This is a genomic window from Streptomyces sp. NPDC001890 (assembly GCF_042891445.1).
Lineage (GTDB): Bacteria > Actinomycetota > Actinomycetes > Streptomycetales > Streptomycetaceae > Streptomyces.
The window spans coordinates 111,259-134,472 of sequence record NZ_JBIATE010000006.1 but is presented as its reverse complement, the minus strand read 5'-3'; the positions used below and the strand labels follow the sequence as shown (position 1 = coordinate 134,472).

Annotated in this window: 17 protein-coding genes and 1 pseudogene; 3 read left to right on the top strand and 15 right to left on the bottom strand. The window is 69.7% G+C overall.

What is annotated here, in order from left to right; translation table 11 throughout:
* Positions 1-245: 245 nt before the first annotated feature.
* The 8 genes from ACFYY1_RS18770 to ACFYY1_RS18735 form a co-directional block, all read right to left on the bottom strand.
* Complete coding sequence (locus ACFYY1_RS18770; protein ID WP_388586518.1) at positions 246-2,480, bottom strand: TIM-barrel domain-containing protein; 2,235 nt, start codon at positions 2,478-2,480, stop codon at positions 246-248.
* Positions 2,477-3,589, bottom strand: coding sequence for a glycoside hydrolase family 15 protein (locus ACFYY1_RS18765; protein ID WP_388586515.1), 1,113 nt, complete (start codon positions 3,587-3,589; stop codon positions 2,477-2,479). The genes ACFYY1_RS18770 and ACFYY1_RS18765 overlap by 4 nt, the downstream gene beginning before the upstream one ends.
* Positions 3,590-3,632: 43 nt before the next feature.
* Complete coding sequence (locus tag ACFYY1_RS18760) at positions 3,633-4,925, bottom strand: ABC transporter substrate-binding protein (RefSeq protein WP_388586512.1); 1,293 nt, start codon at positions 4,923-4,925, stop codon at positions 3,633-3,635.
* Positions 4,926-4,932: 7 nt separating this feature from the next.
* Complete coding sequence (locus ACFYY1_RS18755) at positions 4,933-5,769, bottom strand: carbohydrate ABC transporter permease (RefSeq protein ID WP_388586509.1); 837 nt, start codon at positions 5,767-5,769, stop codon at positions 4,933-4,935.
* Positions 5,766-6,647 carry a carbohydrate ABC transporter permease gene (locus tag ACFYY1_RS18750; protein ID WP_388586506.1) on the bottom strand — a complete coding sequence of 294 codons (882 nt, stop codon included), beginning with the start codon at positions 6,645-6,647 and terminating at the stop codon, positions 5,766-5,768. The genes ACFYY1_RS18755 and ACFYY1_RS18750 overlap by 4 nt, the downstream gene beginning before the upstream one ends.
* Positions 6,644-7,852, bottom strand: a complete 1,209-nt coding sequence (locus ACFYY1_RS18745; RefSeq protein ID WP_388586504.1) for an ROK family protein — start codon at positions 7,850-7,852, stop codon at positions 6,644-6,646. Before ACFYY1_RS18745 ends, ACFYY1_RS18750 begins: the two co-directional genes overlap by 4 nt.
* 614 nt (positions 7,853-8,466) lie before the next feature.
* The gene (locus tag ACFYY1_RS18740) at positions 8,467-8,718 is read right to left on the bottom strand and encodes a hypothetical protein (RefSeq protein WP_388586502.1); all 252 of its coding nucleotides are present in this window, start codon (positions 8,716-8,718) and stop codon (positions 8,467-8,469) included.
* A 156-nt stretch (positions 8,719-8,874) separates the two neighbouring features.
* A complete protein-coding gene (locus tag ACFYY1_RS18735; RefSeq protein ID WP_388586499.1) occupies positions 8,875-9,465 on the bottom strand; it encodes a hypothetical protein in 591 nt (196 codons plus the stop codon).
* A gap of 610 nt (positions 9,466-10,075) precedes the next feature.
* Here ACFYY1_RS18735 and ACFYY1_RS18730 point away from each other — a divergent pair.
* Positions 10,076-10,417, top strand: a pseudogene (locus ACFYY1_RS18730) (IS5/IS1182 family transposase); the annotation flags it as partial.
* A gap of 222 nt (positions 10,418-10,639) precedes the next feature.
* Here ACFYY1_RS18730 and ACFYY1_RS18725 read toward each other — a convergent pair.
* The 5 genes from ACFYY1_RS18725 to ACFYY1_RS18705 form a co-directional block, all read right to left on the bottom strand.
* The gene (locus ACFYY1_RS18725; RefSeq protein ID WP_388586498.1) at positions 10,640-11,935 is read right to left on the bottom strand and encodes a TIGR02679 family protein; all 1,296 of its coding nucleotides are present in this window, start codon (positions 11,933-11,935) and stop codon (positions 10,640-10,642) included.
* Complete coding sequence (locus ACFYY1_RS18720) at positions 11,932-16,089, bottom strand: TIGR02680 family protein (RefSeq protein WP_388586495.1); 4,158 nt, start codon at positions 16,087-16,089, stop codon at positions 11,932-11,934. Before ACFYY1_RS18720 ends, ACFYY1_RS18725 begins: the two co-directional genes overlap by 4 nt.
* Positions 16,086-17,399, bottom strand: coding sequence for a TIGR02678 family protein (locus ACFYY1_RS18715; protein ID WP_388586493.1), 1,314 nt, complete (start codon positions 17,397-17,399; stop codon positions 16,086-16,088). Before ACFYY1_RS18715 ends, ACFYY1_RS18720 begins: the two co-directional genes overlap by 4 nt.
* A complete protein-coding gene (locus ACFYY1_RS18710; RefSeq protein WP_388586490.1) occupies positions 17,396-18,952 on the bottom strand; it encodes a TIGR02677 family protein in 1,557 nt (518 codons plus the stop codon). The genes ACFYY1_RS18715 and ACFYY1_RS18710 overlap by 4 nt, the downstream gene beginning before the upstream one ends.
* A gap of 129 nt (positions 18,953-19,081) precedes the next feature.
* Positions 19,082-19,432: a hypothetical protein gene (locus ACFYY1_RS18705; protein ID WP_388586487.1), complete on the bottom strand. Its 351-nt coding sequence runs from the start codon at positions 19,430-19,432 to the stop codon at positions 19,082-19,084.
* A 354-nt stretch (positions 19,433-19,786) separates the two neighbouring features.
* Here ACFYY1_RS18705 and ACFYY1_RS18700 point away from each other — a divergent pair, with 354 nt between their 5' ends.
* The gene (locus tag ACFYY1_RS18700; RefSeq protein WP_388586485.1) at positions 19,787-20,227 is read left to right on the top strand and encodes a hypothetical protein; all 441 of its coding nucleotides are present in this window, start codon (positions 19,787-19,789) and stop codon (positions 20,225-20,227) included.
* A 492-nt stretch (positions 20,228-20,719) separates the two neighbouring features.
* On the opposite strand, the gene ACFYY1_RS18695 is transcribed toward ACFYY1_RS18700, so the two are convergent.
* Entirely contained in the window at positions 20,720-21,139 is a 420-nt protein-coding gene (locus tag ACFYY1_RS18695; protein ID WP_388586483.1) for an FKBP-type peptidyl-prolyl cis-trans isomerase, read from the bottom strand.
* 246 nt (positions 21,140-21,385) lie between these two features.
* On the opposite strand from ACFYY1_RS18695, the gene ACFYY1_RS18690 reads away from it, so the two are divergent.
* On the top strand, positions 21,386-22,258 hold the full coding sequence (locus ACFYY1_RS18690; protein ID WP_388586481.1) for a hypothetical protein: 873 nt from the start codon (positions 21,386-21,388) through the stop codon (positions 22,256-22,258).
* Between the two features lie 27 nt (positions 22,259-22,285).
* On the opposite strand, the gene ACFYY1_RS18685 is transcribed toward ACFYY1_RS18690, so the two are convergent.
* Positions 22,286-23,107, bottom strand: coding sequence for a hypothetical protein (locus ACFYY1_RS18685; protein ID WP_388586478.1), 822 nt, complete (start codon positions 23,105-23,107; stop codon positions 22,286-22,288).
* Between the last annotated feature and the right edge of the window lie 107 nt (positions 23,108-23,214).

Sequence of the window (23,214 nt, the reverse complement as noted above, 5' to 3'; positions counted from 1 at the left end):
CGCCGGCCTCCGCAAGCCTCGACAACCGGGAGAACAGCCCGGAGGGACCGCACCCCCACCCCCACACGGCCCGCTCCATCCGGGCTGACCGCACGCGAGAAACACCTCGCGGCCAGGAAGTGCCTCCCGCTTCGACGCCTGCCCCGATGCGCTCGATGAGGGGACGTCAGCGCAGACGCCGGGCGGCACCGGTCCGTCAGGTCCCAGTGCTGCCCGGCGTCGCATGTGCTCTTCTCCGTGCGGGGTCAGATGAGTTCGGAGAAGAGCGGTTTCAGGGTCGGCCACCGCCCGGCCGTCACGAAGACCGGAATAGTGCCGAGGGGTGCCTCACGGAGGATCTCCTGGCCGCCCGCGACCGTCTCGCCCGTCCATGCGTCGACCCATTCCGTACCGGCGGGCAGGTAGACGGTGCGGCGCGTGGCACCGGGTTCGGTGACCGGAGCGACGAGCAGCGCCGAGCCGAGCCGGAAATGGTCCTGGTGGTCCCAGATCCTCGGGTCGTCGGTGTGGTCGAAGAAAAGGCCACGCATCAGCGGCTTGTTCTCGGCCAGGCCCGCCTTCGTCTCCTCGGCCAGGTACGGGATCAGGCGTTCACGCAGCTTGGCGTAGCGGCGGAAGCTGTCGAGGACGGCCGGGTCACCGGAGCGGTCCGCGATGTTCCACGGGGTGCGGTCGCGCAGCGGCAGGCGGTGATGGTTGTACTCGGAGTGGTACTGCATGACCGGCACGAACGTGGAGAACTCAGTGGCGCGAACGTACAGTTCGGCGTCCGGGACGTCGCCGGAGAAGCCCGCGAGGTCCCACCCCCAGTAGACGATGCCGCACGCGGAGGCGGTGATGCCGGCATTGACGGAGTGGCGGTAGGCGTCCCAGGTGGAGTCCTCGTCGCCCGCCCAGAAGGCGCCCGCGTTCTGCGATCCGGTGAATCCGGCACGGCTGAAGGTGACCGGCGGCTTGCCGCTCTCCCGCAGCAACTCGCCGTAGGCTCGCGGGTATTCGACGGGGAAGAGGTTGTTGGTGACGTCGCCGCTGGTGCCGTCGGCGTAGCGCAGGTCGGCGCCCCAGGCGTGCTCGCCGCCATCGGTCTTGAAGCCGTCGATACCGACCTCGTCAACGAGGTAGCGACGCTTGGACAGCCACCACTCGCGGGCCTCGGGCTTGGTCAGATCGGGCATCAGGGAGAGCGGGAACCACCAGCCGCGGTTGCGGTAGGGCCGCTTGCCGCCCTCCTCCTGGACGCCGTACCCGTTGTCGATCATGGCCTTGGCGTCGGCGGCGGCCTGCCCGGACGGGTTCGGGCGCATTTTCATCAACGGGATCTGCCACAGCAGCACCTTGATGCCGCGCGCGTGCAGTTCGTCGACCATGGCCTTGGGGTCGGGCCAGGCGCCGTCGGCGGGGAAGGTGAAGTCGGCGAGCCGGTGCGCCGATCCGTCCTCGTTGACCTCGTACTGCGCGTCGCGGAACGCGGTGAACGTCGCCTCGTCGCTCCACGCCTCGATGACGAGGGCGCGGACGGGGACGTCGGTGTCGCGGTGGCGGTCCATCTCGGCCATGACACGAGCCTGGGTGTTCCACTCGTTGCCGCTGGCCCACAGGCCGAACACCCACTCGGGGAGTTCTTCGGGGCGGCCCGCCTCGTCGAGGAAGGCGCCGAGCACGTCGGCGGGGGTGCCTCGGTAGCAGTGGGTGTCGAGGACACCGTCGCCGCCGACCTCCGCCTCGATCCACAGCAGGTCCGTGTCCGTGGCTCCGATGTCGTACCAGGTGCGGCGGGAGGTGCGGACGTGGAAGCCCCAGCCGTCACCTCCGATGACGAGGGCGAACGGCATCGGCAGATAGGTGCGGGTGGTGAAGCCCTGGCCCTTGTACTGCTCGAAGACCTGGGCATCGAGGGCGACGCCGCGCTGGTCGACCGCGTTGTAGCGCTCGCCGAAGCCGACGACGTGCTCTCCCTCGGCCAGCCGCAGGGCGAAGCGGACGCGCAGTGGGGTGCCGTCGGCGGCCCGCAGGGTGCGGGCGGTGCCGGGCACGAGACGGGTGGCCGGGCCCGACACCGTCAGGGCGTCCGCGCCGTCGTGCCAGGTGGCGGGCGCCACGGTGTACCAGCGGGTGGAGCGGGTACGGCCGTCGGTGTGCGTGGCGGTGAAACGGTAACGGGCACTCGCGCCCTGGGCGAGGGGCTGCGGGCGGACGACCCAGCGCCTGCGTCCGCCGCGGCCGGCTCCGGACGCGGCGGCGGCCAGGTGGCTGTCGTTGTCGCCGCCGGAGTCGCCGGCCGGCGCCTCGTCCGCCTCGACGGCGGCGGTCAGGAAGGTGACGGTCTCGCCGGTTGCCCACTCGCACACCACTGCCGTGATGGCCGGGCCGGTGGAGGCGCGCACGTCGAAGGCCTCTCCGGCGAGCGGCGTGGCCGGCACGATCTGGTCGTCGGTCGGCTCGTAGGCGTGGCCGGAGCCGTGCGGGCGGTGGCGGATCACAGGGAGACTCCGAGTTCGTCGGCGAGGATGAGGTACATGGCATGGGACCAGAGCAGCGGGGTGGCGTTGTGCCCCCAGCGCTCCTCCCATTCGGTGAGGCGGCGCGGCGCCTGGAGCCGTACGCCGGGGGCCTGCTCGGGCAGCAGGTGGTCCTCGGTGGCGTACGAGGCGATCCAGTCGAGCGCGCGGCGCGCATCGGCGGTGCGGCCGATGCGCGCGTAGTGCCAGCCGAGGAATCCGGTGAGTACGGGCCACTGGCCGCCGCCGTAGAAGGTGTCGCCGAGGTAGCGGTAGACGCCGCCGTCGGGCTGCACGATGTCAAGTTCCGCGGCGTGCAGGGTCGCGGCGGCGACCGGGCCGTCCAGGGGTACGTTCCCGAACGGGGTCAGGCAGGCGAGCAGGCTGCCGTCGACCTGCTTGCTGCCCAGCCACTTCGCCAAGTGCCCCTCGTACATGCCGCGTTCGCGCACGAGCGTGTCGATGGCGTCGATGGTGTGCGCGCACAGGTCGCGGTCGGCGAGGCCGGCTTCGGCGACGGCGCGCAGTCCGCCGCGGATCGCGCCGAGGGTGGCGCCGTGCACCTGGTCGTTGTACTCCTCCCACCAGTCGTAGCAGGGGGTGGACCAGGTCGCGGTGAGGTAGTCCACGGTCAGGCGGACGGCCTCGCGGTAGGGCTCGGGGTCCGAGCCATGCCGGGCGAGGTGGGCCGTCAGGGCCCACAACCACGTTCCGTAGCCGTCGAGTTGAAAGTCCCACCAGCCGACCTCGCCGGTGTCCTCGCCGTCGAGCGTGTAACGGGTGGGCAGATAGGCCACCTCGTCGGGGCGCTCGCCGCGGCGCAGCGCGTCGAGCAGTTCCTCGATGCGGCCCGCGCGGTCGGTGACGACCTGGGCGCACCAGCGGTGGAAGGCGTCCGCGCTGTCCGGGGCGCCTGCCCGGGAGGCGGCCTCGGCGATGAAGGAGCCGTCCCGGAACCACGAGTAGCGGTAGACCTCGAAGGCCGGACAGGCCGGATAGGCGCCGGACGGGGCCTGGTTCTCGGTGATCACCTCGATGCTGCGGCGCAGCAGAGCGGGGTGGTCGAGGGCGTGCGGGATGGGCACGTTCATGTCTCCTGCGGGGTGTTCACGTACGGAGGGCATCGGGGGTGCGTCAGTCGTCGGCCGCGTCCAGCAGCGGCTGGATCTCTGCGGCGGCCTTGTGGAGGGCCTTCTCCACGGTGGTGGAGCCGATCACGACGGCTTCGAGCTGGTTGGTGACGATGTCGGCGATCTTCGCCTGGTCGACGAGCTGCGGGCTGGGGGCCACGTCGTCGAGGGCGTCGAAGACGGCGGCCCGGTTGTCCGGGGGCGTCTGGGCGACGTAGCTCTTCTTCAGCTCGCCGCTGGTGGCCGGGGAGAGTTCCCAGGAAGTGTCGATGCGCAGTTCGGCGACCTCCTGGGAGGTGGTCAGGTAGCGCATCCACTCCCAGGCGGCGTCCGCGTTCCTGGACTGGCTGGACAGGGCGAGGGTGTTCTGGAAGACCGAGTTGGCCTTCTTGTCCGAGGTGGCGGCGGGTTCGAGGACGACGTCCCAGTTCTTCGGGCCGGCTTCGGTGAGGGTGGGGAAGAACCACGAACCACTGTGCCACATGCCGAGCTTGCCCTCGGTGAACAGTTTGGTGTCGTAGTCCGCAGCCCCGCCCATCTGTGCCTGCGTCGGCATGGTCGTACCGACCTTGCCGGTCAGCCACGTGGCGGCGGCGACACCCTGCGGGCTGTCGAAGGCCACCTTCTTCCCGTCCTTCGACAGGAAGCTCCCGCCGTTCTGGGCGAGCGCCTTGGTGAACTCCAGGTAGGAGGTGTGCTGGAAGTCGCCGAAGATGCCGTCGCCGAGCGCACTGATCTTCTCCGCGGCCTTCTGCTCGTCCTGCCACGTCCAGTCGGCCGTGGGGTAGGAGACGCCCGCCTTGTCGAACAACTCCTTGTTGTAGAAGAGGAGTTCGGTGGAGAAGCTGGATGGCAGGCCGTACTGCTTTCCCTGGTAGGCGAACGCGGACAGGGACGAGTCGGTGAAGTGGTCGCGCACGCCGCTCTTCGCGACGCGGCCGTCCAGGTCCGCGAGGGCGCCCGAGTCGGCGTAGGTGGTGAAGTTGTCCTGGTTGAGCTCGAAGACGTCGGGTGCGGTGCCACCCGCGACGGCGGTCTGCAACTGCGTGAAGTACTGGTCGAACGGGGCGGTCTGCACCCGGATGTCGATGCCGGGGTGCGCCTTCTCGAAGGACTTCTCCAGCTCGGCCAGGTCCTTGAGGTGGTCGGGTGCCGCCGTGAACGTCATGTAGTGCACGATCTTGCGTCCGTCACCGGAGGTGGCGCGGGTCGCCGAGCCCTGGGTACAGCCGGCGGCCAGCAGCACCACGGCCGCGGCGAGAGCCGTCATGGCGCGGCGCCTGGTGGGATGGTTCATCGGGGGCCTACTTCAGTCCGGTGGTGGCGATGGAGCGGACGATGTGCTTCTGCGCGAAGAGGTAGAGGAGCAGCATCGGTACGACGCTGATGACCGAGCCCGCCATGACGACGTTCCACTGAGTGGTGAACTGGCCCTGGAGGGACGAGAGTCCGAGCGGCAGTGTGTACAGCTCGGGCGAGCGGGTCACCACCAGCGGCCACAGGAAGTTGTTCCAGGAGGCCATGAACCCGAAGACGGTGAACGTGGCGAGCGCGGGACGCACCAGGGGCAGCACGACGGCCCACAGGATCCGCATGTGCCCGGCACCGTCGACGAGGGCCGCCTCCTCCAGTTCGCGCGGCACGGACAGCATGGCCTGCCGGATCAGAAACGTCCCGAAGGCGGAGGCCAGGCCGGGCAGCATGATCCCGGCGTAGGTGTCGATGAGACCGATCTGCTTCATCTCCACGAACAGCGGGACGAGCAGCACCTGTTGGGGGATCATCATCGTCGCCAGATACACCATGAACAGGGTGTCGCGGCCGCGGAAGGTGAAGCGGGCGAAGGCATACGCGGCGAGGGTGCTGGTCACCAGTTGGGCGAGCGTCGAGAGGACCGAGATCCACAGGGAGTTGCCGAGGATCCGCCAGAACGGCAGCGCGTCTGAGAGCCTGCCGAAGTTCCCGGTGGTCAGGTCGGAGAGACGGGGCACCGAGCCGAGCGAACCGTCGGGCTGGAACGCGGTGAGCACCATCCAGGCGAACGGGAAGAGCATGCACAGCGCGCCGACGACGAGCGCGATGGTGACGACGGTGCCGCGCAGCGAATGGCGTGGACCGGGTGCGGGGGTCACGGCGGTCACTGGGCATCCACCACCTTGCGCTGTACGCGCGACTGGACCACGGAGACGATCAGGATCACCACGAACAGCACCCAGCTGAGCGCGCTCGCGTATCCGATCTTCCCGTAGCGGAAGGAATTGTCGTAGACGGCCGAGACCACCGTCGTGGTGGCGCCGGCCGGGCCGCCGCCCGTCATCACGAAGACCTGGTCGAACACCTGGAAACCGTTGATGAGGGAGATCATGACGACGAAGAGACTGGAGGGAGCGAGCAGCGGGAACGTCACGTGCCGGAAGCGCTGCCAGGCGGTGACGCCGTCGACCTTCGCGGCCTCGTACACGCTCTCCGGGATCGCCTGGAGCCCGGCGAGCAGGATCACCATGACGAAGCCGAGGTCCTTCCACGCGGAGGCGAGGATGACGGACGGCATGGCCCAGGTCGGGTCGGTCCACCAGCCGGGGCCGTCGATCCCGAACCAGCCGAGGACGGCGTTGAGCGCGCCGGAGTTCGGGTTGAGGATCCACTTCCACACGAGGGCGACGACGACCCAACTGGTCACCACGGGCAGGAAGTAGATCCCGCGCAGGAGGTTCCGGCCGCGCATCGCACGGTTGAGGCCGAGGGCGATGAGCAGCCCGCCGACGTAGACGAGCGGCAGGTAACCGACCACGTAGTAGAGGGTGTTGCGGAACGCCTTCCATGTGTCGGCGCTGGTGAGGACCTCGCGGTAGTTGTCCAGGCCCGTCCACGTCATCGGCTTGAGCAGGTTCCAGTCGTGGAAGCTGATCCACAGCGAGCCGAGCATGGGACCAAGGACGAACGCGAGGATGAGCACGAAGCTCGGCGCGAGGAGCAGAGTGAGCAGCGCCGCCTTGCGGGGGCCGGTGAGCGTGTTCACGAGGTCGCGCCGGCTTTCCCGAGACGTGCCCGCACCGCGTCCGCCGGACCGACCCCGTGGTCACCGGCGTTGAAGGGAGCCGACAGGACGACGGCCGCGGCGCCTTGTGCCCACGCCTGGTCGTTCCAGTCGTCGGTGATCACGTCGAGGCCCTGGACCGGGCGGAAGAGGTGGCTGCGCAGGGCGGGTTCGAACCCGTCGCGCAGATACGGCCACAGTGCGACGCCCTCGCCCGTGACGACGACGGCGCCGGGGTCGAGCACGTTGGCGACGCCCGCGAGCGTACGGCCGAGCAGACGGCCCGCGCCGCGCAGCATTTCGAGGGCCGCGCTCTCCCCCGCCTCCGCGAGGGCCACCAGGGACTCCGGCCGGTCGCCCTCCCGGAGCAGGCCATGCTCGATGGCGGTGCGCATGAGCCCGGCGAAACCGGTGTAGGCCTCCAGGCAGCCCCGGTTGCCGCACTGGCACTGGCGCCCGTTGTCCATGACGGGTACGTGGCCGATCTCACCGGCCGCACCCCGGGCGCCCCGACGCACCGAGCCGCCGTCGACGACCGCGAGGCCGACACCGTAACCGAGGGTGAGGACGAGGAAGTCGTCGCGGCCGCGCCCGTGCCCGTAGAGGAGCTGGGCGGCGCCGACCGTGTTCACGTCGTTGTCCACCAGGACGGGCACGGCGAGCGCCTGGGACAACACCTTGCCCAGCGGGACCCGGCGCCAGCCGAGTACGGGCGAGTCGACACTGCCGTCGGTGTCGACCCGGCCGGGCACCCCGGCCCCGAGCCCCATCAGCGGGGCCGCACCGCGAACGGCGTGCACCTCAGGGGCAAGCAGCACGACAAGACGGTCCAGGGCATCGGCGTCCAGGGCGTCGAAGGGGTGCGTGACACAGCCGGTGACCGAGCCGTCGAGCGTGACATGCACGACGGTCACATGATCGGGCGCGACCTTCACTCCGATGGCACGCCCCGCATCGGCGACGACGGCGAGCCGGATCGCCGGGCGGCCACCCGCCGAGGGCACCGAGTCGGCCTCGACGATCAATCCCTCGGCGAGCAGGCGCTTCGTGATCTGAGTGACGGTCGCCGGGCTGAGGTCCAGCTGCCGGGCGATCTCGGTCCGGCTCAGCGGACCACTGCGCCCGAGCAACGCGAGAACCGCCGTGCGGGACAGGCCGCGGGGCGAGGTGTGGGCACTTGGTGACACGCGCCACACCTCCTTTCTTGGGCTTACGTGGAGCGACTCACAGCGCAGCCGCTAATTTCGGACACTAAATTTAGTGGCAAACATAAGTGCCGTGCGAGTGCGTGTCAACGCTCCGCCACCGAGCCCCTCCGCGGCGAACGACGGCCGAGTCCACGCACACCAGGCCGGGCACGGAGATCTCAGTGCGCCGCGACAGGACAACCCGAGGACCGCCGCGGGCAACGCCGTCACGCGAGAATCGAGAGTCGGACCTGCCGCCGCGGATCGTCCTTGTTCATGTCCGCGAAACTCCGTAACCGCCACCGACGCGGCAGCCGGGGCGGTCGCCTACCGGATTCCACCCGCACCAGGGCGGCAGGCTCCCGCTCCTCCAGCGAGCCCATGACCGATGCATGCCACCGGCTACTCGACGTCATCCAGGACGAACGAAACGGCCCGCCCCTGCCCCGATCACACGGAGCCATGCCTGCCCGGCGAAGACCCAGCAGTCATGACTGGAAAGACAACGGCTTCGGTCGGGCAGAGCGCTTATGCCCGACCTCGCCGTCTCTCGGACATCGGTCGAACGGCTCGTGCGCCACGTCGGCCTCGCCGGGCTCAGCCGACGGGGCGGATCAGCCGCGTTCCTGTGCCTCGCGGGCGCGGTCGCACATGAGCCGCATCAGTTCCTCCGCCTGCTTCTCGGAGCCGACTCCGTCGCGGACCGGTCCGTAGTGCATCTCGATGAGGACAGTGCCGACACGGGCCCGCCACATCAGGTGGGAACCGATCTGGGAGGGGTCCGCCATCTCCTCGTCCTCGACCTCGTAGGCGCTGGTCGCGCTCTGGTCACCCAGCGTTCGGCTGGGGAAAGGCTTCTCCTTCATGCTCCCGGGGTTTGTCGCGTGCTGGGTCATTTCGGCGAAACCCTGCGCTGCGATTGCCGTGTCCGGGCAGGCAAATGTGTCGTACCGCACCTTCAAGTCGCTGAACCCCGAGCCGTCCCGCTCCTGGGACTCGTACTCCGCCAGGGCGTTGTGGCACTAGGTTCCGTTCTCCGTGAGGTGCGCCGGCTGCGACGTCTCCCACGCACCCGACAGGTCGGTCAGCCCCGGCAGCATCCGCTCCGCCTCGACCGCGCTCAGCGCCCGTACCCGACTGCCCTTCCCCCCACCGCTCTCCGGGCCGACCAGTTGCACCACCCCGTAGACGAGGAGAGCAGCCACCACGACGAGCGCGGCCGCCAGGCCCAGCAGCCCGGCGGTCGTGTTCGGCTTGTTGACGGTGATCGGCCCGAGCGAGATCTGGTTCCCGCGCATCTTCGTACCGTTGACCGTCACGACGTTCGTCATGTGAGTCGTCGACACGTTCAGGCGCGCCGCCAAGGTCTGCTGGAACCCGGGGTCCGCCCGCAGTTCCTCGCGGAGCACCCGCTCCGCCTCCCGCCGGGCTCCCTCGTCCCCGGGCGCGGCTGCCACTCCGGCCAGCGCCGCCTGCCCCTGCGGCGTCGCGGCCAGCCGCTCCCGCACGAGCCGGACGACCCCGGTGGCGGTCTCCTGTGAGGAATGCGGCGGCGAGATCCACCGCGATCGTTCCGAGTCGGTGGCGCTCGTCCGTGCCGAGATCGGCCGCACGGTCCCGGACGGTGGTCAAGTACTGGCAGAGAACCTGCCCGGTCACCCCGTCCGGGACGAGTCGCCGGGCCAGGACACGGTCGACCCGGCCGGCGGGCAGCGGAAGGGCGCTCCTGGGTATCCGTAACAATGTGACGCGGCCCTGTCCACGTTCATCCGGAACAAGGGTGTTCAGCGGGTGCGAGGTGTCGAAGAACACCAGACTGCCGGTGGGGATCTCGGCCTCGTTGTCGTGCTGGTGGGTGACCATCGGACTGCCACCGATCAGGGCGAGCTGATACGTTTCCGGGTCACCGCGCCTGATGTGCCGCGGTGTCCGCGCGGCATGAAGCGGTTCGAAGACGAGGTGCGTGAGCTGCGCGGAGCCGAGATCCACTCCGGTCACCTGAGCTTCGAAACCGTGGGCATGGGCACTTCCGAGGGAGAAGGCAGCGACATTCTCCCGCACCAGCCCCGCGAACCAGTCGAACCTGTCGCCTTGCGGCAGTTCACCACTCGACAGCGAGACCAGGGCGCCGGCACCAGCACCTTGCCCTTCTGCCGACACCCGCTCCTCCGACATGGCCACCATCATGGGCGTGACACTCATGGCTCGGCAACCACTCCCCGGCGTTCACCACCGGACCACCTCGGCGCCCCACTGTTCTGGGCGTCCTGGAGCAAGCCCCGCCGCTGCCTGCGCAGATGCCAGAACAAGCACACGATTCCCGAGCCGAAGGACCAGCGGGCCAACCGCAAACGCCGCGGCAGCAACGGCAGCCGGCCCACCGGCTTCGACAAGGAGCAATACGAGCGACGCAATGAAGTCGAGCGGACCATCAACCGGATCAAGAACTTCCGAGCCGTGGCAACCCGCTACGAGAATCGGGCCTACGTCTTCCGCGGCACCGTCACCGTCGCCGCGATCCGGCTCCGGCTTCAGCTTCGGCTCCGGCTCCGGCTCCGGACGTGATCAGCCTGACAGAACCTGGCCGAGGAAACTCAACCGAACCTGACGGTTGGTGTTGCTCGTGTTCGTGTCCACCAGACTCCGTTAGGACAACTGCCAAGGTACTCGATCGCACCTTCCACGTGATGCGTCATCGAAAGATGTCGCGCAGAGCGGGAGCGAACATAGTTGCAGGTCAGCGCGGGTGTGCGGCCGCTCCGAGCACCCTTTCGGGCGTCTGGAGCGTCATAAGCGGCCAGAGGAGCACTCCGGCCGCGCCGTAGCAGCGAGGTCTTCCAACAGCACATCGGCCACCAGCTCCTCGACCATGGCGATGCCGTGCTCCGCCATTACTTCAGCCAGCTCGGGATCCCACGGCGCTACGGTAATGCGCCCGGGGTGAGGGCCGCGCGCGTTGCAGGCGACCGCGGCTCGGTAGTCCCCTGCCGTCATACGCCAGGGGTGCGCTCCCGTCTTGTCCAAGACGTATGCGGCGATGCGGATGCCCTCGCCATCGAAGTCACCGTGGTAACGAAGAGCGGCACCCCGGTCGACGAGTAGGCGCAGGAGCTGGATCGCGGCACTGTTGGGCCAGCCGGACGTGCAGACGAGCGGCGGGCAGTCGGGGCCGAAGCGGCGAAGAGCGAGGGCCAAGATGCTGGGGTTCTCCACCACGTGGACGACGTGTGGGGCAAGGGCGGCGGGCAAGGTGAGCTCACCCGGGTTCCGGACGTGGGCGAGGGTCAGGCTGGCTGCCTGACCTGCCTCGGTGCACAGGCGGGCCACACGGGCGAGCAGGCCGTCGCCGACGAGGCGTAGTCCGCCGACGACGACGGTGGCGGACAGCTCGTCATCTGCGACGCCCGCTTGGGTCCACAGGGCGCGCCGTTCCGCTGCGGACTGCGGTGGAGCAGCGTCGTACAGGGTCGCCAGGGCGCGCAGGACGAGCGTTGAGAGAGGTGTGCCGTCGTCGAGAGCGTGCGCGTGGCCGTTCAGAACCCGGGCCGCGAAGACGGGCAAGGGTTCGGCCTGACCGGGGAGTTCGGCGAGCACCCTGAGCGCATCGGTGAGCAGCGTACGGGTACGTTCCGCCGAGCCGCCGACCAGGCCAGTGGCCCGACAGGAAGCGGCCCAATCGGCGAACACCGGCTGCGCCCGTAGCGTGTCATGACCGGCCAGCCAGGCCCACAGCCCTGAGCGTTCGTCGTCCTGGCGGCGCCGTTCGCCGGCTCTGTCGCCAAGCGGTCCGACGAGTGCGGTGACGACCTCTGGGACGGTACGGCCGGAGAGTTCGGTGACGGCTTCCTCCAAGCGGGCCAGAGCAACGGAGGGGCGGGGGTCCGGCAGGCGGTCGAGGCCGAGGAGATCGGCGAGGGCCTCCCGCTGGGGCTCGTCCAGCGGCCCGAGGCGTACACGCGCGACGGGGCGGCCAGAGGAGAGACGGTCGTGGACCGTCTGCCAGAGGGGGCGGAGTTCGGGGCGGCGCAGGGTGGCTTCGCCCGGTGCCGGTTGTGTGGCGGTCGTGGCGTCCGCGGCCGTCATTCCGCCTCCATGCCGGTGCCGTTCCAGACGAAGCGCGCGCTGGTGACGGCTTCGTCGTTGCCATCGGTGAGGAGTTGGTGGACGGCGATACCGGGCAGCTCGCGATAGGTGCCCCACTCGTGGTCGGAGGTGATCATGAGGTCCAGGTCGAGTGCGGCGAGCAGGGCGAAGACTTGTCCTCGGTTGACGGTGTCGACGCCGACGAAGACCTCGTCGAGCAGGATCAGACGGGGCCCCAGGGGCACGTCCTCGTAGTGGGCGGCGACGGCGGCGAACAGCGGCAGGTGCAGGGCGATGGCCTTCTCCCCTCCCGAGAGAGCACCGTGAAGGCGCTTGGTCAGCGGCTGCCAGCCGTTTCCGTCCGCCCGGTCGAGCCGGACGGTGAAGCTGTGCCAGGCGGTGTAGTCGAGCACCTCACCGAGGTGCTCCTCCCAGCTCGCGGCCGTGTCGCTGTTCTTGGCCTCCTCGATGCGGCCGCGGAAGAAGGCGTGCAGGGCCTCCCTGTCGGACTCGGTGACCCGGCCGGGGTCCTTCAGGAGCAGCTGGCGGGCGGTGCGGGTGCTGTCGGGGAGGTCTGGGCGGACGTCCCAGACGAGCTGGACCGCGACGTTGGAGGCGGTACGGACCCGCTCCAAGTGCCCGTTCATGTGCGCGACGAGTTCGCCGGCCCGGCGGATTCGGGCGGCGAGGTGACGACGGATGTCACCGGTAAGGATCTGGTCGAAGAGACGCCGCTCTGCGGTGCTGATGTCGCCACGGCTGCGGTCGCGTTCCTGGGTGAGCGTGGTGAGCAGGCCGGTCGCTCCGACGCGTACGCCATCCAGGGTGGCGGTGAAGAGCTGGACGTCATCGTCGGGCTCCAGAGCCAGGTCGGCACGGACACCAAGGTGTCCACGGGCCTCGTGGACGGCTTCGGAGAGGCGGGTCGCGGCGTCGCCGAGGTTCCGTAGCGCGTACGGGAGCCCGGGCCACTGGGCCGCGGTGGCGCGGGCGGCCTCCAGAGTGGCCTTGGTGCCGTCCCCGAAGTCGAGTTCCGGTGCGATTCCGGCGTCCTCGGCCAGGCCGACGAGGCACAGGTGCCGGAACCGGCGCGCCGCGCCGTCCCGGGCCGCGACGGCCTTCTCCCGTCGCTCGGCGTCCTGGCTGCTCGTGGCTTTCAGTTCTCCGATGTGCCCTTCCAGGTCCACGAGGAGACGGTTCGCCCGCCGGGCGTCGTCCCGGCAGCGGTCCCGTTCGGCGCGCGTCTCCGCGACGCGAGCGACGATCTGTCGGTAGTCCTCTCCGACGGTCGCCTCCACCGCTTGCAGGCGCGCCGTCATCCCGACAGCCTTCGCCTCGGCGACGGCCGCGTCCCTGGCACTCTCGTCCGCGATGCGGCGGGACCGGTCTGCCTGCGCGGCCGTCTGCCGAGCCCGCTCGGCGGCGGTAGCCGCTGTAAGACGGGCATCGACCCAGCTGTCGGCGAGGTCGCGGAACCTCTCGATGCCGCCGGAGAAGCTCCGCAACCGGTCGCGGTCAGTGGGCAGTCCGTGTTCTGCCGCCCGGCGGCTCAGCATGCGCAGCGCGTCCGCCACCTCTGTCTCGCGCCGGGCGAGGTGCATGGTCGTGTCGCGTACGACCTCGTCCCTGGCGGCCACCACCTCCTCGGCCCGGTCCCAGTCCCGTCGGCGCGCGTCGAGCTCTCGGTGGTCGGGCCGGGCGGCCTGGTCAGCATCCAGCCGGGCGGCTCGGGCGTCGAGCTCGTACAGCTGGTCGTCGAGGGCAGCGAGGGCGGCGTCCGTCTCCTCGATACGCCCGGTCAGTTCGGCGATCCTGCGTTGCCGGGTCCGCTGCCGGGCGAGAGCACCGATGAAGGCGGGTTCCGACTTGCTCCAGGTCCCGGTGGCCGGCCCCAGGCGCCAAGCTCCTCCGGCGGAAACGGCAGCCTGGTGGCCGCTGGGAAGGGTGGTGCCGTAAGCAACGCCGACAAGGATTCGGGTCACGGTGTCGGCCGGTACGGGGATGTTCGCCTCTGGCCGCAGCACGTCGAGCAGGCTGGGCCCCGGGGCGGCTGCGGCCAAGGTGGCCTCGACACGGGTGTCGTGACCCGGCAGCGTGATCCCTTCCGAAGGGCTGACCCACGCATCAAGGAGACCCGAGGCCTCCAGTGCGGCTTCTACCGCTGCCTGGACAGCGACCGGAACGCCTTCGTGAAAGGCCACCAGCCGCCACAATGGTGCTCCCGCCGCCGTTGCGCGGACGGTGGTGCGAGTGAGCGGAGCGGGCGGCGGAAGGTCGCTCTCGCCGCTGAGCCGACGCACCTCCTCGTCAAGCCTGTCCCGCTCCTCCCCCAGACCTCGGTGTGCGGCTCGTACACCGACTCGCGCCGTGGCGATCTCCTGGTCCAGCGGTCGCGCGGCGGCATCGACCAACGCGCGCACATCTGCTTCGACCGCCGCCTTGGCCGCCAGTTCGCCGGGATCGGCGATGCTCAGCTCCGTGCAGTCCGCAGCCCAGGCCAGCAGCCGTTCCGCCTGCCCGGCGACGGCGTCGTCCCAGGCTCCGGCGGTCTCGTCCCTGTGAACGATCGCCTCCCCGAGCCTGGTGCGTGCCTCGTCCAGCAGGCCCTCAGCAGTGCCCCGGTCGCGCACCGCGCGGTCGTGCTCCTCGATCGCCTCGGTGATGTGGGTGACCTGCTCACGTCGGGCGGTGACCGCGCCCCGGAGCAGTCGGCGGGCCCGGCGGGCTGCGTCCTCTCCCGGCGTACGAGCGATGGCACCGAAATTCTCGGGTCGTCGGCCGCCTGTCCCGCTCCCCAGGCCGTCGCTGAGAGGCGCCGCCGGTTTCACGTCGAGAATCGCCTCCACTTCGTGGTGGACGGATTCCATGCCCGAGGCCCGGGCCGACCGGTGTACTTCGTCCGCGGCTTCACGCGCGTGCTCGTCGAAGGTGTGGGCGTGCCCCGCTGTCTCGTCGGCGAGCTTCCGGTCCTCCTCCGCTCCGGTCCTGGCGGACCGAGCGGTCATATGCCGCTCCTTGGCGGCTGCGACCAGGCCTGCGGTGTCGCGGCGGAGTCGGTCGAGCTCCTCCCCCTTCTGGTACGCGTCGCTCTCACGCAGCCCCTCGACGGTCTCGTCCAGGACGTGTGCCCGCAGCTCCTGTTCGTCGCGCAGGATCTGGGTCGACTCGCGTTCCGCGAGCGCCTCGTCGAGTTCCTCATCGCTCTGGCGGGCGGCGCGGGTGAGGTCGTCCATGTCGGTCGTCGCGGAGATCAGTCCGGCCGCACCGGCGCGCAGTACCCGGCGGGCGTAGGCGCGCTGCCGGGATGCGACGGTCTCGGCCACTGCTACTTCGGCGTCGAGCCGGTCGAGGTGGTCGCGTTGCCGGTCCAGACGCTCGAAGCCCTCGGCGAGCTCGGTGATCTCTCCCTCACCGAGCGGAGGCAGGGCGCGGGACAGCAAGGTGGACAGCAGGGAAGGGTCGAGTCGTTCGGACAGCTTGGGCTGGCGCAGCTGGAGCAGCGCGGAGAGCAGCGATTCGTACCGCTGCTCCGCCATGCCTGCGAAGAGCGCGCGCCGGACAGCGGTGCGGTAGTCGGTGGCTGACGGGTACACCTCGCCTTGGTCGCGAAGAGCTGCGGCGAGAGCGGCCTTGGTCAGGGGCTGCCCCGCCTCGTTGACGAGTGGTACGCCGTCGGGGTGGGCGATCCGGGAGCCGGTGGTGAAGTACTCAGCGTGTGCCGTACTGGTGTGCACGCTCGCGTGCAGGCGAGCACCGCAGCCGAACCACTGTTCGGCGCCGTCGTCACCGACGCGGCGGAACTCCATCCACACGTACCCCACGCGCGTCTTGCCGGAGGCTCCCGCACCCAGCATGTTCCAGTGCATGGTTCGTTCCGAACCGCCGAACGTGGACAGGCGGTTGGGACGGAGGCTGGCGTCGAAGAGGAAGGGGAGCAGCAGTTCCAGGGCCTTGGACTTGCCGGAGCCGTTCTGACCACGCAGCAGCAGACGCCCCTGGTGGAAGGTGAAGGTCTCGTCGTAGTAGCGCCAGACGTTGAGGATGCCCGCGCGGTGGGGCTGCCAGCGGCTGCGGGCGGCGTCCGGCTCTCGAGCGGGCGGCAGCTCGGTGCCCTCCTCGGGCCGCCGCTGGAGGGGAAGCTCTGTCACGTTCACTGCGTGTCTCCTTCCGCGGCGACGCCGCTGGAAGCGGTAGTGCCTTCCGGGTCGCTCTTCGGGCCCGGGCTCGTGGTCTCCGTCAGGCGGTAGCGGTATGCGGCCGGTCGTGCGACGACGCGGCCCCAAGCTCTGTCGGCCAGGCCGACATCGAGCAGGACGCGCACGGCGTCGTCGGCCAGCCGTGCCGGACCGTCCTCGGACTGGTACGCCTTGGCCCAGCCCGGGTAGCGACGCAGCTGATCGGCCCCGACCTCGGCCAGCTGCTCGGACAGCAACCCTGCGGGAGTTGCGCAGAGTGGTTCGAGGAGAAGCAACGCGGCAACACGGGCGGTGGAAGTGTCGTCGGGGAAGCGGACATCGGTGGCGATACCGTCCGGATCGACGAGGAGGAAGCCCTCGGCCCGTTCTTCCAAGAGGAAGCCGGCTTGTTCGACCGAGCGGCGCAGGATCTGACGGCCGGTCAGGGAAGTGACGTACGCGAGCTCGTCCTCGGCAAGGTCGGCCCGGTACAGCACGGGGTCGTCGAAGAGACGGCGGAGCACCGAGTGGCGCAGTTTCAGGTTGCGTTGGGCGTCCGTGGTGGCGTTCTCGCCGGGCGACTCGTCGGCCGTCCCGTCGACGGCCGTGCCGCCGTAGCGGCGCTCCCGCACCAGGCTGGTGAGGAGGTCCTCGAACCGTGCGGGCACCTGGTCCGGGGGCACTGCGAGCCGGGAGGCGCCGACGGGCGCGGTCGGCAGCCGCATCAGCAGCGTGTTGTCCACCCGGTAGAGCACCTTCGCCTCCGCGGAGTCGGCGTACGCCTCGGTCGACCCGTCCACGGCGCGCAGCACGTCGTACGACTCCAGCAGCTTCAGGACGTCGACGAAAGCCATCCGCTCCGGCCGGTGCACCGGGTCGAATGCCGGGAGTGCTCGGTCGGCCGCCGTTGCCTGGACGACGCGGTCGGCAAGCATGCCGATGGTCGTCATCGGCATCGAGAGCAGCTCGGCCGCTGTGACGCAGAGCAGGACGTAGCGCCGACGGTCGAAGGGGGCCCGACCGGACCGTGCTCTGCGCGCCGGGCGGGAGCCGTCGGGATTCGCGCGGATCTTGGTGAGGCGGGCATACCCGCGACGGGGCTCCACGACCAGGCTCCAGCCGCACGTGTAGTCGAACCAACGGGCCAGCGGGTCACGACGACGTCGTACCAGTTCGAAACCGGTCGGGTCGGCGGCCTCGGTGAGCAGTGGACGGGCCAGGAGGAGGCGGATGGCACGGGCGACCTCCTCCCGTTCCGCGGAAGCAAGTTGGTTGGCGAGCGTGCTCATCCGGCCGTCTCCTGTCCCATGGCGGCGCGGACCGCCGGAAAAGCGGTCGCTCCGACCGCGGTCATGATGTGGACGACGTAGTCCGGTCCCGCCAGAGTCCCCTTCGCGGTGTGCAATACGGCGGTACGCGCGTCGGGGGGCGACGACAGCGCGACCTCCACCCTGCCGTCCCCGGTCGTGGCCCGGCGCAGACCGCCCGCGTCCGACGGGGCGGCCAGGGCCCGGCCCAACAGGTCCAGCAGGTGGTCGAAGACCGCCGGGTCCAGGGCGCCGAAGGAGGAGAGCCGCACAGGTCCGTCCGTCTCCAGCGCCTGCCAGGCGCGCGCGAGTTCCACCCGCTCCGCACGAGCCCGCTCGGCACGCTCGGCCCTCACGGCCGCCACGTCCCTCACTTTGCCGGTGCGCGTGAAGCGCTCCGTCCGTCCACTGGTCCGCAGCAGCGCCGACACCTCCACCGGCGGCGCCTCGGACCAGGAACGGGACGAGGAGATCAGCTCCGGGTCGGGGTGGGCGAGGTGGGCGTGGCGCGCCGATCCAAGACCGAAGGCCGTCGACCACAGCCGGTGCAGGTCGTCCTCCTCGGGAGCCGCCGCGAACCAGCGCGCCAGCTCCCGGAAGTCCTGTACCGCGCTGGAGGAGCGGCGCCGGGACTCGTTGATCCGCTCCAGGACCTGCAGGAGGGAGACGATGGCGCGCCGGGCGATGTCGTGCAGCTGCTCGATCCGGGGGCGCGTCCCGTCGTCCGGCAGGAACCAGGCCCGCAGGCCCGACCAGCGCGCCCGCCGGCTCTCCAGCCAGCCGACCCCTGGGTCCTCCCCCGGCACCGGTGGTAGCTCTGCCCCCCGCAGGGCCCGCTGGCGCAGCACCGCGATGCCCTGCTCCTCCACGCGGGCCACGGCTGCAGCGACCGTCTCGCCGCGCCGGTCGAGATTGACCAGGAACTCCTGGAGGTACGCGACGGTGGCGGCCTTGACCTCACGGAACACGTCCAGGTCCGCGCCCTCGGCGCGCAGGAGCCGCTGCAGCTGACCGTTGAAGGCCTTGGTGTTCTCCACCAGGGCCTCCAGATGACCCTCCAGCTCCCGAACGGTGCTGAAGATCCGGCGGTCGGCCGCGGCGGATTCACCGGACAGCACGGTCAGCTCGTCGAGCCGATCGGTGATCGCCTCGAGCACTGCGGTCTGCAGCGCCCCCGTCGAGGCCAGCACCTCCAGGGCGTGTCGCAGCCCTGCCAGCGCGGCCTCGCCCCGACGGGTCAGCGAGTAGTGCAGGTTGCGCCGCTCATACTCCTCGGCCGTACGGTAGTTCTCGGCGTGGTTGTGGACCACATCGAGGAGTTCCCACCCCACCAGCCGTTTCAGCGTGTCATGCAGTTCCTCGTCCTCGAGGTCCGCGATCCAGCCCACCGCACGCAGCCGCTCGCGTACGCCGTCGAGCGCGAGCGTGGTCTCCAGGTGTTCGCCTGCCACGCCGAAGGCCTCGAGGACGGCCCCGTTCAGGTCGGACTTCTCCCCCGTGGTGAACCGGAACATCTCCGGCGGAACCCTGCGCATGCTTGTACGTCCCCTTCCTCTGCCGCCACCCCTGCGGCACTTCGGTCCCTACCGTAGGGGCAGCTCCGAATCCCGGTCTCGTGTCGTTGTCGTCACTGTGAAGGCAGTCATGGCAGTCATGGCCGGGGGCTACTCCATGCTCTCGAACGGGTAGACAAGGCTCTGCGCGCCCCGGATGCCGGAGACCAGCACGTTGCCGCTCGGCCGGTAGGGCAGGTGCTTCAGCGGCTCCAGGATGATCTGTACGGTGACCGGCGCCGTTCCCGCCTCCAGGCCGGAGACGACCACGAGGAAGAAGGCGTCGCTCTCGATCGCCCGCTGGAACTCCGCGGGGATGAGTTGGATCGTGTCCGGCTTGGCACCGCCGTACGTCTTGAGTTCGTAGAACCGGGCCGGCTCGTCCACCGCGTCCACGCCCGGGCCGTGCTGGGTCCTCAGGTCGCGCAGCTCGGTCTCGTCCAGCGCCAGAGCCCTGCGCACGAGGTCCAGCGCCGCCTTCTCCTGCTCAACGGTCGTGTAGGGACGTGCGGAGGTGAGCTGTTGAGGGGCGGCCGAGCCGGACCGGAGCTGTGGCAGGCCCGACGTGCCCCTCTTCGGGACGTTGCCGGTCGCGGGCCCGGCCTCGGACTGTGGTGCCGTGAGGTTCCCTCGATGCCTTGAGGCCCTCGGGCCCACCGCCCCGGTACCTTGGTGGGCCATCAACGTATCGGCATTCACACAGGTCAAAGCATCGGTGACGCTGGTTACCAGGCGTTGCAGCATTGTTGGCCGGTGTTAAGACTTTGCCGGGGCCCTGGTGCCCGGGGTGGCGGCCGGGCAGGCTAGTTTGCTCGGATGAGTCTCCTTGATGATGTGGCCGAGCGCGACGGCTGGCGGTGCTGGGTGTGTGACGAAGCGGTCGACCCCGACGAGTCGGTGAACGACCCACGGGGGCCCAGCGTCGACAGCCGGACTGCCGACCGGAAGGCCAAGGTCGCCGAGCGGCTCGCGCACCGCGGATGCAACACCCGCAAGGGCGCGGTCAAGGTGGTCATCGCCTGGCCGGACCGCCTGTACGTGGTCGAACCCGCGCCGCTGATCACCGTTGCCGGGAGACTGGAGCGCAAGGGGGGCCGCGAGATGGTGGGCCGTTGTCCGACCAGGCGGGACGCCCAAGAGGCGGCGGATTGGCTGGTGGACCGGTTCTCCCGACTGGTACCGGGACTGCCGGTGACCGCCGGCATCGAGCCGGGCGGCGGCCAGTTCCTCGTCATCCTGACCACCGGCCGCCGCTGACCAGGGATCACCAGCGCACACTCGCGTCGAGCCGAACCGTCGGCCCACACCGACCATCGCGAGCCGAGGTAGAGGTGCCCGGGGGGTTCTCTGTTCTGGATCTCCTTCAACTCGGCCCGAAGCCCGCGCATGGCGCTGAGGTATATCCGACCGTCGCGGACAGCCGGTTTGTCGGGGAGATTGTGGTCAGATGCCAGGTCTTCGACGGTGACGCTCCATGTGCCGCTGTCGGCCGGCTGATCGCCGGGAGCGGACGCATCTGCTGGCAGTATTGTCTCGGGATCCCCCCATCCAGGCCGAGCGTATGCCCGAGCGTCTCGACCAGGCCAACGCTATTCCGCCTGCTGGTCTCCATGTGCCGGGATCCGGGACCGGGCACACCCTTGGCAGGCCGCCACCTCACGCGCCATGGGTTGAGGAGGTGTCTGTCGATGAGTGCATCTGTCCTTACGTGGGAGCGACAGGGCCCCCAGCCCCTCAGGAGCGCCAGGTTCAGGCCGAGCCGGACAAGCCGGGCCTCGCTCCGGCGGGCCCGCCCACCACCGTGAGCAGGTCCACGACGAAGATCAGCGTCGAGCCCGCCGGGATCAACGGAGAGGGTGACTGCCTGCCGTAACCGAGACGCGGAGGAACAATGATCTCGCGCCGGCCGCCGACCTTCATTCCCCTTACCCCCCGGTCCCAGCCCTTGATGACCTTGCCACCGCCCACGGCGAACTTGAACGGCCGGCCCCGCTCCCAGGAGGAGTCGAACTCCCTTCCGGACGCGAACGTGACCCCTACATAGTGAACCTGGACGACCCTGCCCGGCTGCGCCTCGGGTCCATCCCCAACCACGAGGTCCCGGATCGTCAACTCGGTGGTCGCGACACCCTCCGGAACCACGATTCTGGGCTTCGTCAGTTCGCTCATCACGGTCCCATCGCTCGCCACCGGAATCCCTCGCACGGGCCGACCGGACACATGGACATTCCATGCGGCAGGCAATCACGCTACGGCAATGCCCGTGCTTCAAGGTGCACCCCGGGCCCCGGAGGCGGGTCAAGGACCGATCGATGCACGCCCCGGAGTGAGCGCGTAGGCACCTGCCCGCCGGACGCAATCCGGGCGGATATCGTCCACCTGCGGCGGAGTGCAGGCGGTGTCCACTACAGGAAAGTGGCCACAGCAAGGCTGGCTCATCAGCTGACTGTCAGGAAGAACTTCACGAAGTGCTCGGTCACCGACGACGTGATCGCCGCCATCCTCCGGGCTCGCCAGGCCGGCATCCCCGTCATCGTGTACCTGAGCTACTCGGGACTCGGCCCGGACACTGAACGCGGAATCGATCACGCGGCGCTGCGTACGAACTTCCCGCGCCTGCACGCGCACGGCATCCCCGTCATCCACTACTGGCGACCGCTGATGCCCGCGAACTCCGCCCCCGAGACCATCACCCACGTCTTGGACTGGGCCGCCCGCTACGCCGCCTGCTCGGTCGCCGTCGGTCTCAAGGTGAAGCCAGGTGCACGCGACCAGCTCGCGGCGCTGTGGCCCGAACTCGCGGACGACGCTCTGCCTCTCGAAGCCGCCGATGCCGTCTGGCCCCGCGAGACCTGGGAGCTTCTGGAGACCCTCCCCTCCCGCTACCCCGACCACCCCATCTACCAGACGAACTCCTGTGCCCTCACTCACGTCCTCGGCCGACCGGACTCCCACCTCGTCCACGGCACCAGCACCTGCACCGACAACCACTGCCCTGCCGAACAACGCCGACTGTGCGCCGCCTCAGCGCCCCCGCCAGTTACACCCGACGACATCCAGCAGCACCTCGTATGGCTCGGCGTACCCACGGTTCACCCCATCCACTGGGACTCCGAACGGCGTACCGCAACCGTGGAAGGTGCCCTCGCGCTGCGCGACTGCAACAACTCCGCGCAACGCTTCGAGATCGGTGTGCAAGCACCACGACAGACCAGGGACACCTACTGGTCAGGAAAGTTCGGCGGCAGCCAGCCGCTCGTCCTCGGCCCCCGAAACACCAGCGGATAGCGGCCCACACGCGAGTCGAGGCTCAGGTTATGTGGTTCCCTCGGCCGAGCGTGCCCGCTCGATGCCCGCCTCCACATGCTTCTCCAGTTCGGACATCGTTCTGAAGAACGCAGTCGCCAGATCCACGTCATGTAGGTGGGCCAAGACCAGCACCGACCACAAGCAGTCAGACAGCTCATGCTCAAGAGCTGGCCGCCAGCCCGGGATCCGCCGTGCGCCCTCCGCCGCCGCAGCAAGTTTTGCAAGATCACCAACATCTCCGACAAACCCGAGCATGAACTCTTCCCGAGTCCACTCCCGGCCCACCAGCCGATTCCTCTCGTCATAGAGCCGCTTCACCACCAGCGCGCGCTCTTCCAGCTCTCCCAGCCAAACATCCACCGAAACCTCCAGGAAGTAGCCCATAGCGAGGATGTCTTGCCCGTGAGCCGACACCGTGACAGCCCGCTGCGGCGGCGTGGCGCACCGCCAGGGCTCGCGCCGTCCCAGACCTGCAGGCCAACTGGAGCGCAACCAGTGCTGCCGGAAGCCCAGGTGACCGGGGCGACGCCCGCATAGGTGGCCAGGAACGACCGCTTCTCGCTCGGCGGGCCGGTCCCCGATCTCGGCGAGGAGGTAGGCGCCGAGCGTCGGGCTGATCCCCGGGATCCGGGCGGTGAGGGGGTAGTGCCGCTGGCGGGTGTAGGCCGCGTACATGTCCTTCTCCAGATCTGCGGCTGTCAAGGCCGCGCGGTCCAAGACGGCCAAGAGGTCTCTGATCCGCACCGACTCGGCGTCCTCCACCCGAGGATCAAGGAGCATGACGGGACGGCAGAACAGCAGGTGCAGCCGCTCGGCCTCGGCGTCCACTGCGCGGGTCCGGCCGGCCTCCCTCAGCCGCCGACCAGCCAGTGCGACGTCGATGCGCGGAAGCCGCCGTCCCGACCACTCGTCCGGTTTCTACGGTGCATCAGTTA

Excerpts from the sequence above, each read along its gene's own strand:
- ACFYY1_RS18725 (WP_388586498.1), bottom strand. The coding sequence starts at position 11,935 with ATGACGGCCGCGGACGCCACGACCGCCACACAACCGGCACCGGGCGAA.
- ACFYY1_RS18765 (WP_388586515.1), bottom strand. The coding sequence starts at position 3,589 with ATGAACGTGCCCATCCCGCACGCCCTCGACCACCCCGCTCTGCTGCGC.
- ACFYY1_RS18715 (WP_388586493.1), bottom strand. The coding sequence starts at position 17,399 with ATGAGCACGCTCGCCAACCAACTTGCTTCCGCGGAACGGGAGGAGGTC.
- ACFYY1_RS18740 (WP_388586502.1), bottom strand. The coding sequence starts at position 8,718 with ATGAAGGAGAAGCCTTTCCCCAGCCGAACGCTGGGTGACCAGAGCGCG.
- ACFYY1_RS18695 (WP_388586483.1), bottom strand. The coding sequence starts at position 21,139 with ATGAGCGAACTGACGAAGCCCAGAATCGTGGTTCCGGAGGGTGTCGCG.
- ACFYY1_RS18760 (WP_388586512.1), bottom strand. The coding sequence starts at position 4,925 with ATGAACCATCCCACCAGGCGCCGCGCCATGACGGCTCTCGCCGCGGCC.
- ACFYY1_RS18710 (WP_388586490.1), bottom strand. The coding sequence starts at position 18,952 with ATGCGCAGGGTTCCGCCGGAGATGTTCCGGTTCACCACGGGGGAGAAG.
- ACFYY1_RS18700 (WP_388586485.1), top strand. The coding sequence starts at position 19,787 with ATGAGTCTCCTTGATGATGTGGCCGAGCGCGACGGCTGGCGGTGCTGG.